The organism is Nocardia neocaledoniensis, from assembly GCF_029868625.1.
GTDB lineage: Bacteria > Actinomycetota > Actinomycetes > Mycobacteriales > Mycobacteriaceae > Nocardia > Nocardia neocaledoniensis_A.
The window spans coordinates 32,837-47,024 of record NZ_JARWOJ010000222.1 but is presented as its reverse complement, the minus strand read 5'-3'; the positions used below and the strand labels follow the sequence as shown (position 1 = coordinate 47,024).

The window sequence follows — 14,188 nt, the reverse complement described above, 5'->3', positions numbered from 1 at the left end:
TCGCCGTCGTCAAGATCGACTAGTGATATTCGTCACAAACAGGTTTTGGGGCGGGGAATCCGGGCGCGACGAGCGGTAGCCACGCCCGGATTCGCGGCTACCGCTCCTTCTTCAACCGCAGCACCGCGGGCAGGTCGATCCGGCGGATGCCGCGCGCGCCCGCCGCCCGCATCGCCGCCACCGCGACGACCAGCTTGTTCATGTCGTACGGGTACCAGAACAATTCCTTGCTCATGGTCGGCAGCTTCGGCTTGGTCATCGCCTGCGCGCGGCAGTACTTGCGCACACCGGCCGCGCCACCCCAGCGCGCGCCGACCCCGGACAGGCCCCAGCCGCCCATCGGCATCGCCGGGTTGAACAGGTTGGCGAACACGTCGTTGATGTTCACCGCGCCCACGTTCAGCTGCCTGGCCACCCGCTCGCCGCGGGCCTTGTCGCCGGTCCAGACCGAGGCCGACAGGCCGTAGATCGAATCGTTGGCCAGCCGGATCGCCTCGGCCTCGTCGGCCACCTTCATCACCGGCAGGGTCGGACCGAAGGTCTCCTCGGCGACACAGGACATCGAATGGTCCACGTCGACCAGCACGGTCGGCTCGAAGAAGGTGCCGATGCCCGTGCGCTTGCCACCCGTGGTGACCCGCGCGCCCGCGGCGACCGCCTCGTCGACGTGGCGCTGCACGATCCGCACCTGGTTCTCGTTGGCCAGCGCGCCCACGTCGTGCTTCGACGCGCGACCGTCGGCGCCCTGGCGCAGCGCCGCCACCGCGTCGGTGAGCTTGGCGACGAACTCGTCGTAGACCGGAGCCTCCACGTAGACGCGCTCCACCGAGATGCACACCTGGCCGGCGTTGAACATCCCGCCGAAGGCGATGCCGTGCGCGGCGCGGTCGATATCGGCGTCGGCCAGCACGATCGCCGGATCCTTACCGCCCAGCTCGAGGCTGTAGGGCACCATGCGCTCCGCGCAGGCGGCGGCGATCTTGCGACCGGTCGCGGTCGACCCGGTGAATTGGATGTAGTCGGCGTTCTCGACGACGGCGGCGCCGGTCGCACCCGCGCCGGTGACCACCTTGAACACCGGCGGAGCGCCGATCTCCGCCCAGCCGCGCGCCAGCTCCACCGCCGACAGCGGCGTGACCTCCGACGGCTTCAGGATCACCGCGGCGCCTGCGGCCAGCGCGGGGAACACGTCGATCGCGGGCATCGCCAGCGGGAAGTTCCACGGGGTGATCACCCCGACCACCGGATACGGGCGGTAGGCGACGGTCAGCGACTTCACCCTGGCCAGCGGGCTGTGCGGGGACGGGTGCTCGTCGGCGAGGAACTTCCCGGCGCGGCGCGCGTAGTAGCCGAGCAGGTCGACCGCGAAGGCGGGATCGATGAGCGCGTCGACGCGCGGCTTGGCCGTCTCGGACTGCAACACCTCGGCGAGCTGCTCGGTGTTGTCGATCAGCCAGTCCTGCATCTTCAGCAGCCAGCGTTTGCGGCCCTCCGGGCCGATCGCCTCCCATTCGGGCTGGTACAGGCGCAATTCACGAACCGCCGCCGCGACATCGTCCGGCTCGACGATCGGGACGGTGCCGGTGCGTGCACCGGTCGCCGGATTGCGTACTTCGATCACGGCCGCGGTCTGGTCGAGTTCAGTCACTGGAGTGCTCCCACTGCGTTGTGTGCTTCAGTTCACCAACTACAGCGTTGCACAGAACGGACCCGACCGACCCGGATCTATCCGGCTTCTTGCGCGGCGGCGTCCCTGGCGGCGATCCGGCGCAGCGGCGGCTCGGTGGGCGGCGGCACCCGGCGATCGGGGAGTTCGGCGAGCAGTGTGGTCGTCGCGGCGGCGATGGCGGCGACGGCCTTGTCGACGGCGGGCTTGGTGGTGCTGCTCAGCCCGGAGATGCCGCCGACTTTGCGCACATATTGCAAGGCGGCAGCGTAGATCTCCTGCTCGGTGGCGGCAGGCTCCAGACCACGCAAGACGGTGATATTTCTACACATGTCAGAACCATAGACCTGTGTGACAGGTCACGCGAGGCATCCGCGGCACTAGACTCGGCCCCATGCCTGCCAGGGGAGTACCAGCGCTGACCACCTTTCCGTATCCGGAGCTGGACGAGCGCGAGGAAGACCACTGGTCCGGCGCCGGCGTGAGCGACGACGAACTGCGCGCACTGGCGCTGGGTGCCTTCTACTCCACCCGCTGGGACGCCTTCCACGACGCCATGCTGCTCGGCCCCGAACGCGAGCATCCCCTCGGCGACCGCCGTGAACTGGCCATCGACACGCTGACCGGCGCGTGGGGCATCACCGACGGCACCGAGGCCCGCGCGTCGATGGAACAGTTGCTCGAAGGCATGCACGCACCGCTCTACGCGCTGGTGCATCCGCTGGTGATGGCCTCCATCAACGCCAGCGAACGCGACCGTTTCGGTGAACGCGCCGACCGGCACCGCGCCTTCCTCCGTCAGGTCGGCTCGTTTCGGGGGATGGACAACCCGGAGGCGCTGGTCCGCGACTACGACATCTGGGCGCAGGCCATCAAGATCGGTTTCACCGAGCACCTGGCCCGGCCGCTGCCCAACGACATCCACGCCTGGGACCTGGCTCGCGTCGTCGCCGTCGCCAGGATGGCGTTCACCGCCGGCTATCTCGAAGCCGACGTGGCCTGGGAGTACGTCATGCGCGCGCTCCCGCCCGCCCAGCGCCGCTACCGCAACTGGCGCCAGTTCGGTGACGCCTACCTGGCGGGCTGGACCTACTGGCAGGCCACCGAGGACCTGGCCGAACTGAAGAACGGCGGAGTCGACCGCCGGATGGAACTGCTGCGCCTGTGGACCCGTCCGACCAGCCCGTGGCGCCGGATCGAACTCAACGAGCCCGAGCAGAAGACGGACGCCGAGGTGACCGAACCGAACTGAGCCCGGTTCGGTTCGGCCCGGTCGCTACAGGCTGCGCAGGATGCCGCGGCCGTAGCGCTGGAACTGGGTGTCGTCGACCATGCCGAGCGAGTGGCGTTCCACCAGCAGTTCCCACTCCGCGTAGAGCTGGGAGACGCCGGGATCGGCCGGGCCCGCGGCGCCGTCGGCGGCCTGCCTGCGCACCGCGAAGTTGACCGCGCAGGTCACCCGCTCGGTGTCGGCGCGGTCGACGCCGGCGAAGTGCAGCGTGCGGTTGCCGTCGCTGACGTCCATGCCGGAGCCGCCACCGTGCCTGGTGTCGATCTCGCCGGGCGCCGAGCGCGAGCCCTCGACGGTGCGGGCACCGAGGATGGCCGGCACCGGCAGTTCGTGCGCGTAGCGCTCGCCGCCGATGGCGATGAACAGCAGGCGCGTCGTCGTCGCCGCGAGCAGGCCGGTGCCGTTGCCCGCGGGCGGCGCCGCCACGGCGATCGCGGTCTCCAGCACGTACTCGTCGGGGGTGACGTACCTGTTCAGCGCGTTGACCGCGGCGCGCGACTCCCGGCGCGGGGCCATCCTGCGCACCGCGCGCTCGACATCGGCCCTGGTCGGCCCCGACTTGCCCCACTCGGGCGCGGGCGGGGTGAGATCGGGCGCGGCCACGTCGATGCGCTTGGTCGCCATGATCTGGTCGTTGATCCGGTCGACGATGCCGAGCGCGGCAGGCACGTCGTGCTCGGCGATGAGCACCGGCAGCGGGGTGCGGTCGGCGGGCACGCCGGTGAGCACCGGGGTGGGATACCGCAGGTAGATCTCGATCACCACCGCGTCGTCGGCGCGGCGGTTCAGCCGCACCTTGAGCAGGTCGGCGATGGGAACATCGAGTACCCGCTCGCCGTCGGTACCAGGGCGGAGAACGGTCAGCCGTCCACGTCCGTGGCGCAGAATCGCTGTGGGTGTGCGTAGCTCGACGATGTCCATACCCCCTGCGCTGTAGTTGTGTCGTCGTCCACGATATGGCGGGCATGACATGATTGTGGCCACTTGCAACAACACGTCCGAGGTATTCGGGAACCTCCCTCGTGCCTCGAGCGTTTACCAGTGCAACTGCACCAGCAGCCGAACTGCGCGATGTATCGAACTAGACCGTACGCGGTAACGTGGCATGTCCGCATCCGAAACCCGCCGATCTCGACGCTTCGCTAGGCACACCCGGAGAAATAACCGGAAAGGACTGGGCCGTCCGGCCGACGCTCTATGAACCGCAAGACAGTGTTTCGCACTTTGGCGATCATCTCGGGCATCATGCTCATGATCTGGCTGTTCAGCTTTCTCAGCGATGACACGCGCGGCTGGGAGAGTGTCGACACTTCCGTGGCGCTCAGCCAGCTGGAAGACAAAGCCAACGTCAAGAACGTGCAGATCGATGACAAGGAGCAGCAGCTCCGCGTCGAACTGAACAATGGCAACGAAGCGACGAACAACAACAGCAAGATCGTCGCCAAGTACCCGGGCGGCGGTGAGAACTCGGCCAAGGTGCTCGACGCCGTGCAGAAGTCCGGCGCTCCGTACGACACGGTCGTCAAGCAGGAGAGCTGGCTTTCCCAGCTGCTGCTGTTCATCGTGCCGATGGTGCTGCTGGTCGGCCTGTTCATCTTCGTGATGTCGCGGATGCAGGGCGGTGGCCGCGGCGGCATGATGGGCTTCGGCAAGTCGAAGGCCAAGCAGCTGTCCAAGGACATGCCCAAGACCACCTTCGCCGATGTGGCCGGTGCCGACGAGGCCGTCGAAGAGCTGTACGAGATCAAGGATTTCCTGCAGAATCCGGCCCGCTACCAGGCCCTCGGCGCGAAGATCCCGAAGGGTGTGCTGCTCTACGGTCCCCCCGGTACCGGTAAGACGCTGCTCGCGCGCGCTGTCGCCGGCGAGGCGGGCGTCCCGTTCTTCACCATCTCCGGTTCGGACTTCGTCGAGATGTTCGTCGGTGTCGGCGCCTCCCGCGTGCGCGACCTGTTCGAGCAGGCCAAGCAGAACAGCCCCTGCATCATCTTCGTCGACGAGATCGACGCGGTCGGCCGCCAGCGCGGCGCGGGCCTCGGCGGTGGCCACGACGAGCGTGAGCAGACGCTGAACCAGCTGCTCGTCGAGATGGACGGCTTCGGCGACCGCACCGGCATCATCCTGATCGCGGCGACCAACCGCCCCGACATCCTCGACCCCGCGCTGCTGCGTCCTGGCCGTTTCGACCGGCAGATCCCCGTCGGCAACCCCGACCTGGCCGGACGCCGCGCCATCCTGCGGGTCCACTCGCAGGGCAAGCCGATCGCGCCCGACGCCGACCTCGAGGGCCTGGCCAAGCGCACCGTCGGCATGTCCGGCGCCGATCTGGCCAACGTCATCAACGAGGCCGCGCTGCTCACCGCGCGTGAGCACGGCGCGGTGATCACCGGTGAATCGCTGGAGGAATCGGTCGACCGCGTGATCGGTGGTCCGCGCCGCAAGAGCCGGATCATCAGCGAGCACGAGAAGAAGATCACCGCCTACCACGAGGGCGGCCACACCCTGGCGGCCTGGGCGATGCCCGATATCGAGCCCGTCTACAAGGTGACCATCCTGGCCCGCGGCCGCACCGGCGGCCACGCCATGACGGTGCCCGAGGACGACAAGGGCCTGATGACCCGCTCGGAGATGATCGCCAGGCTGGTGTTCGCGATGGGTGGCCGCGCGGCCGAGGAACTGGTGTTCCACGAGCCGACCACCGGCGCGTCCTCCGATATCGACCAGGCGACCAAGATCGCCCGCGGCATGGTCACCGAGTACGGCATGAGTGCCCGCCTCGGCGCCGTGCGCTACGGCCAGGAGCAGGGTGACCCGTTCCTCGGCCGCTCGATGGGCACGCAGTCCGACTACTCGCACGAGGTGGCCCGCGAGATCGACGAGGAGGTGCGCAACCTGATCGAGGCCGCGCACACCGAGGCCTGGTCGATCCTGAGCGAGTACCGCGAGCAGCTCGACGCGCTGGCGACCGCGCTGCTCGAGCGCGAGACCCTGCACCGCAAGGATCTCGAGACCATCCTGGCCGGTGTCGAGAAGCGGCCGCGGATCACCGCGTTCAACGACTTCGGTGACCGGCTGCCCTCGGACAAGCCGCCGGTGAAGACGCCGGGCGAGCTGGCCGCCGAGCGCGGCGAGCCGTGGCCGCCGGTGCAGCCGGTGCCGCCGGCTCCGGTGCCCGCGGGCGCGCCGCTGGAACCCGCCAACGGTTACCCGGCCCAGCCGCCGCAGTACGCCCAGCCCGCGCCGCCTGCCAGCGGTTACCCGCTGCCGTCCGGCGCGCCGACCCAGGCGTTCCCGCGCCAGGGCGGCACGCACGGTTCGCGCCCCGACTACGGCGCACCGGCCGGTTGGTCGGCGCCGGGGTGGCCGCCGCGTGAGGAACAGCAGCAGCAACAGCCGCCGCAGGCCCCGCAGGGTCAGAGCGGTGCGTGGGCTCAGCCGGAGCAGCCGCGGCACGGCGGTGGCTTCCAGCCGTGGGGCGAGGCACCGCCGCAGCAAACCCCGTCCGGCGCCGAGCCGGAGAACAAGGACTGGGAAGGGCCGAACGGCCGTCGCTGACCGACGGCCGACTACGCTCGACTGTCTGACGCCGGACAGGACCGGCGGAAAAGCCGGAATCATCCGGTGATGTGGAGGTACGGAGAAGTTGTCGGCCGACAAGAACCTCGCTGAGCCAGCGCGGAACGGGCAGATCGCCGATCCGGCGGGCGAACTCGGCGCGAACAGCCCGGCGGATCTGACGGCGCTGGCGACGGGACGACCGTTCGACCAGGCCAGGGCCGAGGCAGCGGTCCGGGAACTGCTGGTCGCCGTCGGCGAGGACCCGGACCGTCCCGGTCTGGTCGACACGCCGGCCCGGGTGGCCCGCGCGTACCGCGAGATGTTCGCCGGGCTCTACACCGAGCCCGACGAGGTACTGGCGACGACCTTCGACGAGGGTCATCAGGAACTCGTGCTGGTCCGCGACATCCCGATGTTCTCCACCTGCGAGCACCACCTGGTCTCCTTCCACGGCGTCGCGCACGTCGGGTACATCCCCGGCACGCACGGCCGGGTCACCGGCCTGTCCAAGCTGGCGCGGGTCGTCGATCTCTACGCCAAGCGCCCCCAGGTGCAGGAGCGGCTGACCAGCCAGATCGCCGACGCCGTCATGCGGCGGCTGGATCCGCGCGGCGCGATCGTCGTCGTCGAGGCCGAGCACCTGTGCATGGCCATGCGCGGCATCCGCAAGCCGGGCGCGAGCACCACCACCTCGGCGGTGCGCGGCCTGCTCCAGACCAACGCCGCCTCGCGCGCCGAGGCGCTGGACCTGATCCTGCGCAAATGAGCCGACACCTGGTGCCCGCGCGGGACGGCCGCTCGTGTGTGGTCATGGGTGTGGTGAACGTGACCGGGGATTCGTTCTCCGACGGCGGCCGTTATCTCGATCCCGAGCTGGCCGTGGCACACGGCATCGCGCTGTACGAGGCGGGCGCCGACATCGTCGACGTGGGCGGCGAGTCGACCAGGCCGGGCGCCGACCGTGTCGACCCGGGTACCGAGGCGGCCAGGGTGGCGCCGGTGATCCGCGCGCTGGTCGCTGCGGGCGTCCCTACCAGTGTCGACACCATGCGCGCCGAGGTCGCCGCGGCCGCGCTGGAAGCGGGCGTGTCGGTGATCAACGACGTCTCCGGCGGCCGCGCCGATCCGAACATGGTGAAGGTCGTGGCCGAGTCCGGCGCGCCGTGGATCCTGATGCACTGGCGGGCCGGCGCCGACTACCGGCACACCGGCCCGGCCGATCACTACGACGACGTGGTCGCCGAGGTGTGCGCCGAACTGAACGCCCAGGTCGACCTGGCCGTCGCCGCGGGCGTCGCGCCGGAACGGCTGATCCTGGACCCCGGCCTCGGCTTCGCCAAGAACGCCGAGCACAACTGGGAACTGCTCGCCGCGCTGCCCGAGCTGGTCAGCGGCGGTCTGCCGATCCTGATCGGCGCCTCCCGCAAGCGGTTCCTCGGCGCCCTGCTGGCCGACGCGTCCGGCCCGCGCCCGCCGGACGGCAGGGAAACCGCCACCGCCACCGTCTCCGCGCTGGCGGCGACGCACGGCGCGTGGGGTGTGCGAGTGCACGATGTGCGTGCTTCGCTGGACGCGATCGCCGTCGTCGACGCGTGGCAGCGCGCCACCGCCGCCCGAGGAGTCTCCCGATGAACTCACCGCTGCTGCCCCCACCCGCGGGCCGCCCCGCGACCTCGCGCATCGAACTGCGCGGACTGCGCGTGTTCGGCAGGCACGGCGTCTTCGATTTCGAGCGCCGCGACGGCCAGGAATTCGTCGTCGACCTGACGGTCTGGGTCGATTTCGCCGCGGCCGCGGCCTCCGACGACCTCGCCGACACCGTCGACTACGGCGCGCTCGCCGAGCGCGCGGTGCGCATCGTGGCCGGCCCGCCGCGCGATCTGATCGAGACGGTGGTCTCCGAGATCGCCGACGACGTGATGGCCGATCCGCGCATCGAGGCCGTGGAGGTGGTGGTGCACAAGCCGTCCGCGCCGATCCCACACACGTTCGCCGATGTCCGCGTGGTCGCCACCCGCTACCGCACCGTGCAGCCGGGGCCGCGTCGATGAGTCGCGCCGTGCTGTCGATCGGGTCCAACCTCGGCGACCGGCTCGCGCACCTGCGCGGCGTGGTCGAGGCGCTGGGGGAGCGGGTGCGCGCGGTCTCGCCGGTGTACACGACCGCCCCGTGGGGCGGTGTCGACCAGGACGACTATCTCAATGCCGTTGTGCTGGCCGAGGATCCGGCCTTCGACGACTACACCTGGCTGCGCTTCGGCCAGGACCTCGAGCAGGCGGCGGGCCGGGTCCGCGAGGTGCGCTGGGGCGCGCGCACCCTCGACGTCGACGTGGTGACCTGTACCGACGACAGCGGCGCCGCCATCGTCCGCGACAGCGACCCCGCGCTGATCCTGCCGCACCCGCAGGCCCACAACCGGGCCTTCGTGCTGGTGCCGTGGCTCGATGTGGAGCCGTCGGCGCTGCTGAACGGTGTCCCGATCGCCGACCTGCTCGCCGGCCTCGACCAGGCCGAGCGCGCGGGCGTGGTGCGCACCGATCTCGTGCTGCGCGACGAGAGCGCGCGCCCGTGCTGAAGCCGACCCGGGTTCTCGACCTCGCGCTGAACGTCGTGGTGGCCGCCGCGATCGCGTGGATCGGCACCCGCTTCGCGTATTCGACGTTCCCGTCCATCTCGGTGGCCGCCGGTGCCTCGCTGCTGCCGGTGGCCGCCATCGAGGCGGCGCTCGGTTTCGTCATCAAGGCCAAGATCGCCGAGGAGAAGATCGGCGACGGCCCGAAGGAACTGCACCCGATCAATGTGGCGCGCACGGTCGCGCTGGCCAAGGCCTCGCTGCAGGTGGGGTCGCTGGCGGCCGGGGTGTGGCTGGGGTTCCTGCTGTGGGTATTCCCACAGCGCGGCACGCTGACGGCGGCCGCCGCTGATTCGCCGGGCGCGGTGGTCGGCATGTTCGCCGGTTCTGCCCTGGTTGCTGCGGCATTGTGGTTGGAGTACTGCTGCCGCGCGCCGGAGGAACCGCCGGACGAGCCCGCTACCACCTAGCAATTTGCGAATGGAATCACCGCGATCTTTGGTGGGCCGACCAGCAGTTTCCGGCTACCCTGGCCCACATGGTTTCACCCTCCCGTAGCTCAACGCCCCGTCGACGGCGGGACGACGCGGGAAAGCTCTTCATCGGCGTGCTCATCCTGCTCGGTCTGACAGCAAGCGTTTTCCTGATCTTCAGCGAGAACGTCCAATATGTACGCGTAGGCCTGGTAGCTGCGCTGTGGGCAGCCGTGATCGGCGCGCTCGCGGCCACCAGGTACCGCAAGGAAGCAGCGGTCGACCAGGCCAAGGCGCGCGATCTCCAGACGGTGTACGAGTTGCAGCTCGAGCGCGAGATCAACGCGCGGCGCGAGTACGAGATGGGCGTGGAGGCGCGGGTGCGCGCCGAGGTCGGCGCCGACGCCTCGGAGATCGCGGCCCTGCGCGCCGAGCTCGCCCTGCTGCGCCAGAACCTGCAGGCCCTCTTCGACGGCCCGTTGCCCGAGGAACAGCCCGCTCTGCAAGCCGACGCGGTCCGGATCGACGCCCTGCCCGCCGCCGATTTCGACGCCTTCGACGACGCGGATCAGGAATTTCCGGATAGCCCGGTGGATGCCAACGCCGCGTGGTTCGGTCCGTGGCAGCAACCACCCAGCGCACTGAAACCGGTGTTCATGCAGCCGGTTTCGGCCAACTTCGCCGACCCCTACGACGACCCGGTCACCGCCGAGACCTCCGCGGTTCAGCTCGACGACTACGCGGAGTCCCAGAAGGCCGAGCAGGCGTCGCAGCCGGCGGCCAACGGCAAGACCCCGCCGCCGCGCCTGTCGGCGCCGAACACCCGCAGGGTCGACAACGACGGCAATCCCATCGCCGACTCGGAGACCGACGGCAAGCCGGCGGCCGCGCCGGCCACGGGCGACTTCCCGGTGACGTCCGCCCAGGTCACGGGTGATTTCCCCGCCGCAGCCGTCCCGACCGCTCCCGCTCCGACCGCGGCCGGCGGCGCAGCGGCTTCGGCCCCCGCGGCGCCTACGCCGGTCGAGGACACACCGACTCCTGGCACGAGTACCGCCACCCCCGCCCCAACCGAGGGTGACCCGGTGGCACCGGCCCCGAAGCCGACGGCCGGCACCCCCACCGTGGGCACCAGCTCCCGCCGCCGCCGTCGCGCCGAAGAGGAAGGCGCCCCCCGCCTCTCGGTCGCCGACATCATGGCCAACCTGCAATCGGAGTCCAGCTCGCGGTCCTGAGCCGCCCGGCCCAGGCTGTGGTGGAGATCATTGCGGCCCCTGGCTGATGGCCAGCTATTCTCGGTGCGTACGTCCGGTACCCGCACGGCGGGACTGGAACGCAATCGAGAGGACAACGTTGACCTCGAGAAGTGTCAATTCCGATGGCGCGAACGTGGGTGTCGACCCCGCGCCCGCACGGCTGACGGTGGGAATCGTCTCGGCGGGACGGGTGGGTTCGGCGCTCGGTGTCGCGCTCGAGCGAGCCGGACATGTGGTGTTCGGTGTCGCCGCGATCTCCGATGCCTCGGTGCACCGGGCGCGGACGCGGCTGCCCGACTCGCAGATCCTGCCCGTGGAGCAGATCGCGCAGCGCAGTGAGCTGTTGCTGCTCGCCGTCCCCGATGCCGAGCTGGCGGGGCTGGTGCGCGGACTCGCCACGGCGAATGTCGTGCGCCCCGGCACGATCGTGGTGCACACCGCGGGTGCGCACGGCGTCGGCGTGCTCGCCCCGCTCACCGAGCAGGGCGCGCTCGGCCTGGCCATCCACCCGGCGATGACCTTCACCGGCCACGACGAGGACATCGACCGCCTGGCCAACGCCTGCTTCGGCGTCACCGCCGCCGACGAGGTGGGGTACGCGATCGGCCAGGCCCTGGTGATCGAGATGGGTGGCGAACCGGTCCGGGTGTCGGAGGAACAGCGCACGCTGTACCACGCGGCCCTCGCGCACGGCGCCAATCACCTGGTCACGGTCATCGTCGACGCGGTCGCCGCGCTGCGGTCGGCCCTGGACGGGCCGGGTCTGCTCGGTCAGCCCCTGGTCGACGAGCAGCCCAACGGCCTGCCCGAACGCCTGCTCGCCCCGCTCGTCTCCGCCGCGCTCGACAACGCGCTGCGCCGTGGCGGCGCCGCGCTGACCGGCCCGGTCGCGCGCGGCGATGTCGACGCGGTCGCCGCGCACCTGTCCGCACTCGAGTCGGTGGACGAGCGCCTGGCCGCGGCTTACCGCGCCATGTCGCTGCGCACCGCCGAACTGGCAAAGACCAACCCGGCCCTGCTGGATCTGCTCGCCGAGAAAGGCCACTGATGGAACCCAGGCAAGTGCATCACCACGAGGGTGGCGCCAGGGCGACCGGCGCGTACAAGCCCGGCGTGCTCACCGTCCACCACGACCCGGAGGTCCTGGCGACGATCACCAAGACGCTGCGCGGCGCCGGCCGCACCATCGGTTTCGTGCCGACGATGGGCGCGCTGCACGAGGGCCACCTGCAGTTGATCCGCCAGGCCAAGCTGACCAATCAGGTCGTGCTGGTCTCGATCTTCGTCAACCCGCTGCAGTTCGGCGCGAACGAGGATCTCGACGCCTATCCGCGCACCCTGGACGCCGATCTCGAACTGCTCCGGCACGAGGGCGTCGACCTGGTGTTCGCGCCGTCCGCGTCCGACATGTACCCGGAGGGGCCGCGCACCACGATCATGCCCGGTCCGCTCGGCGCCGAACTCGAGGGCGAGACCAGGCCGACCCATTTCGCCGGGATGCTCACGGTGGTCGCCAAGCTGCTCAACCTGGCGCACGCCTCCGAGGCGTACTTCGGCGAGAAGGACTACCAGCAGCTCACGCTCATCCGGCAGATGGTGCGCGACCTGAACATGGACGCCAAGATCGTCGCCTACCCGACCGTCCGCGAGCCCGACGGTCTCGCGCTGTCCTCGCGCAACCGCTACCTCGACGCCACCCAGCGCGAAGCCGCGCTGGGCATTTCGGCCGCACTCGCCGCCGGGCGGCACGCCGCGGGCCTCGGTCCGGAGGCCGTCGTCCAGGCCGCGCGCGGTGTGCTCGACGCCGTCGACGGCATCGAGGTCCTCTACCTCGAACTGCGTGACTCGAACCTCGGCCCCGCGCCGGTGAACGGAAACGCCCGGCTGCTCGTCGCGGCCAAGGTCGGGTCGACCCGGCTGATCGACAACGCCCCGATCGTCCTGGGTGCCCAGCTCGACGGGCACCCCGACGCGAACTCCCTGCCTGCCTCGCAGGCGCACTGAGAAAGGCCACCACGATGTTGCGCACCATGATGAAGTCGAAGATCCACCGCGCCACGGTGACCCACGCCGACCTGCACTATGTGGGTTCGGTGACCGTCGACCAGGACCTGCTCGACGCCGCCGATCTGCTCGAGGGTGAGCAGGTCTGCATCGTCGACATCGACAACGGCGCCCGCCTCGAGACCTACGTGATCGCGGGCGAGCGCGGGTCGGGCGTGATCGGCATCAACGGCGCCGCCGCCCACCTGGTACATCCCGGTGACCTGGTCATCCTCATCGCCTACGGCCAGATGGACGAGCAGGAACTGCGCGACTACGACCCGAAGGTGGTCTTCGTCGACGACCGCAACCGCCCGGTGGAACTCGGTTCGGACCCGGCGCACGCGCCCGAGGGCTCCGGCCTGACCTCCCCGCGCTCCCTGTCGTTCGCCTGAGCGCGGCGGGGGGACAGCGATGCTGCTGACGATCGACGTCCGCAACACCGGTATCGAACTCGGCCTGTTCTCCGGCAGCGGCGAGCACGCGAAGCTGGTGCGGCACTGGCGGATCCACACCAATCCGCTGCTGACCGCCGACGAGTTCGCCATGCAGGTGCGTGGCCTGGTCGGTGACGAGCTCGACCAGGTGGTCGGCGTCTCGGCCCTGTCGACGGTGCCGCCGGTGCTGCGTGAATTGCGCACGATGCTGGCGCGCTACTGGGCGCATGTGCCGCACGTGCTGGTGGAACCCGGTGTGCGGACGGGTATTCCGCTGCTGGTGGACAATCCGAAGGAGGTCGGCGCCGACCGCATCGTCAACTGCCTCGCCGCGTTCCGCCGCTTCGGCGGGCCCGCGATCGTCGTCGATTTCGGCACCGCGATCTGCGTGGACCTGGTCTCGGTCAAGGGCGAGTTCCTCGGCGGGGTGATCGCGCCGGGCGTGGAGATCTCCACCGAGGCACTGGTCGAGCGCAGCGCGCTGCGCCGGGTGGAGCTCACCAGGCCGCGCTCGGTGCTCGGCAAGAACAGCATGGAGTGCATGCAGTCCGGCGCGGTGTTCGGTTTCGCGGGCCTGGTCGACGGCCTGATCGACCGCATCCGCGACGAGTTCGACGCCTTCTCCGGCACCGATGTCACCGTCGTCGCCACCGGGGCGGGCGCCCCGCTGATCGTCCCGGAGTCCGAGACCATCGATCAGCACGAGCCGCATCTGACCCTGACGGGCCTGCGGCACGTGTACGAGCGCAACAAGAAGTAGGTGTGGCGCAGCTCATTTTCGCCGTCGCGCGCGGGAGCTGCTAAACTCACGCTCGTGTATTTCCGTGTGAGCACCCAGGAGTGTTGTCGAGGCTGACCTGCCTCGATCGTTCGAGGCTGACGTTTTCCCTCG

The 14,188-nt window shown here is 70.1% G+C and carries 15 protein-coding genes; 12 read left to right on the top strand and 3 right to left on the bottom strand.

Translation table 11 applies throughout. From position 1 onward, the window contains the following. Positions 1–97: 97 nt before the first annotated feature. Positions 98–1,648 (bottom strand): aldehyde dehydrogenase family protein, encoded by a 1,551-nt coding sequence (locus QH270_RS16620; RefSeq protein ID WP_280343044.1) that lies wholly within the window; start codon positions 1,646–1,648, stop codon positions 98–100. A 77-nt stretch (positions 1,649–1,725) separates the two neighbouring features. After that, positions 1,726–1,998 (bottom strand): DUF2277 domain-containing protein, encoded by a 273-nt coding sequence (locus tag QH270_RS16615; RefSeq protein ID WP_110041402.1) that lies wholly within the window; start codon positions 1,996–1,998, stop codon positions 1,726–1,728. A gap of 62 nt (positions 1,999–2,060) precedes the next feature. Here QH270_RS16615 and QH270_RS16610 point away from each other — a divergent pair, with 62 nt between their 5' ends. Beyond that, positions 2,061–2,918, top strand: coding sequence for a DUF1266 domain-containing protein (locus QH270_RS16610; RefSeq protein ID WP_280343042.1), 858 nt, complete (start codon positions 2,061–2,063; stop codon positions 2,916–2,918). A gap of 24 nt (positions 2,919–2,942) precedes the next feature. Here QH270_RS16610 and QH270_RS16605 read toward each other — a convergent pair whose 3' ends face one another. Further along, on the bottom strand, positions 2,943–3,878 hold the full coding sequence (locus tag QH270_RS16605) for a hypothetical protein (RefSeq protein ID WP_280343040.1): 936 nt from the start codon (positions 3,876–3,878) through the stop codon (positions 2,943–2,945). A 276-nt stretch (positions 3,879–4,154) separates the two neighbouring features. On the opposite strand from QH270_RS16605, the gene ftsH reads away from it, so the two are divergent. The 11 genes from ftsH (at position 4,155) to QH270_RS16550 (ending at position 14,056) form a co-directional block, all read left to right on the top strand. Further along, positions 4,155–6,512: an ATP-dependent zinc metalloprotease FtsH gene (ftsH, locus tag QH270_RS16600; protein WP_280343039.1), complete on the top strand. Its 2,358-nt coding sequence runs from the start codon at positions 4,155–4,157 to the stop codon at positions 6,510–6,512. A gap of 133 nt (positions 6,513–6,645) precedes the next feature. Beyond that, entirely contained in the window at positions 6,646–7,281 is a 636-nt protein-coding gene (gene folE, locus QH270_RS16595; protein ID WP_280343092.1) for a GTP cyclohydrolase I FolE, read from the top strand. Continuing rightward, on the top strand, positions 7,278–8,147 hold the full coding sequence (gene folP, locus QH270_RS16590; protein ID WP_280343034.1) for a dihydropteroate synthase: 870 nt from the start codon (positions 7,278–7,280) through the stop codon (positions 8,145–8,147). Before folE ends, folP begins: the two co-directional genes overlap by 4 nt. Further along, a complete protein-coding gene (gene folB, locus QH270_RS16585) occupies positions 8,144–8,566 on the top strand; it encodes a dihydroneopterin aldolase (protein WP_110041397.1) in 423 nt (140 codons plus the stop codon). Before folP ends, folB begins: the two co-directional genes overlap by 4 nt. After that, on the top strand, positions 8,563–9,090 hold the full coding sequence (gene folK, locus QH270_RS16580; RefSeq protein WP_280343032.1) for a 2-amino-4-hydroxy-6-hydroxymethyldihydropteridine diphosphokinase: 528 nt from the start codon (positions 8,563–8,565) through the stop codon (positions 9,088–9,090). Before folB ends, folK begins: the two co-directional genes overlap by 4 nt. Continuing rightward, positions 9,084–9,557: a DUF3180 domain-containing protein gene (locus tag QH270_RS16575; protein ID WP_110041395.1), complete on the top strand. Its 474-nt coding sequence runs from the start codon at positions 9,084–9,086 to the stop codon at positions 9,555–9,557. Before folK ends, QH270_RS16575 begins: the two co-directional genes overlap by 7 nt. 68 nt (positions 9,558–9,625) lie before the next feature. Beyond that, complete coding sequence (locus QH270_RS16570; protein ID WP_280343029.1) at positions 9,626–10,795, top strand: DUF6779 domain-containing protein; 1,170 nt, start codon at positions 9,626–9,628, stop codon at positions 10,793–10,795. A 154-nt stretch (positions 10,796–10,949) separates the two neighbouring features. After that, positions 10,950–11,864, top strand: coding sequence for a Rossmann-like and DUF2520 domain-containing protein (locus QH270_RS16565; RefSeq protein ID WP_280343027.1), 915 nt, complete (start codon positions 10,950–10,952; stop codon positions 11,862–11,864). Continuing rightward, on the top strand, positions 11,864–12,820 hold the full coding sequence (gene panC, locus QH270_RS16560; RefSeq protein ID WP_280343025.1) for a pantoate--beta-alanine ligase: 957 nt from the start codon (positions 11,864–11,866) through the stop codon (positions 12,818–12,820). The genes QH270_RS16565 and panC overlap by 1 nt, the downstream gene beginning before the upstream one ends. Positions 12,821–12,834: 14 nt before the next feature. Beyond that, positions 12,835–13,254 (top strand): aspartate 1-decarboxylase, encoded by a 420-nt coding sequence (gene panD, locus QH270_RS16555; RefSeq protein ID WP_110041391.1) that lies wholly within the window; start codon positions 12,835–12,837, stop codon positions 13,252–13,254. Positions 13,255–13,273: 19 nt separating this feature from the next. Further along, positions 13,274–14,056: a type III pantothenate kinase gene (locus tag QH270_RS16550; protein WP_280343018.1), complete on the top strand. Its 783-nt coding sequence runs from the start codon at positions 13,274–13,276 to the stop codon at positions 14,054–14,056. Positions 14,057–14,188: the final 132 nt, after the last annotated feature.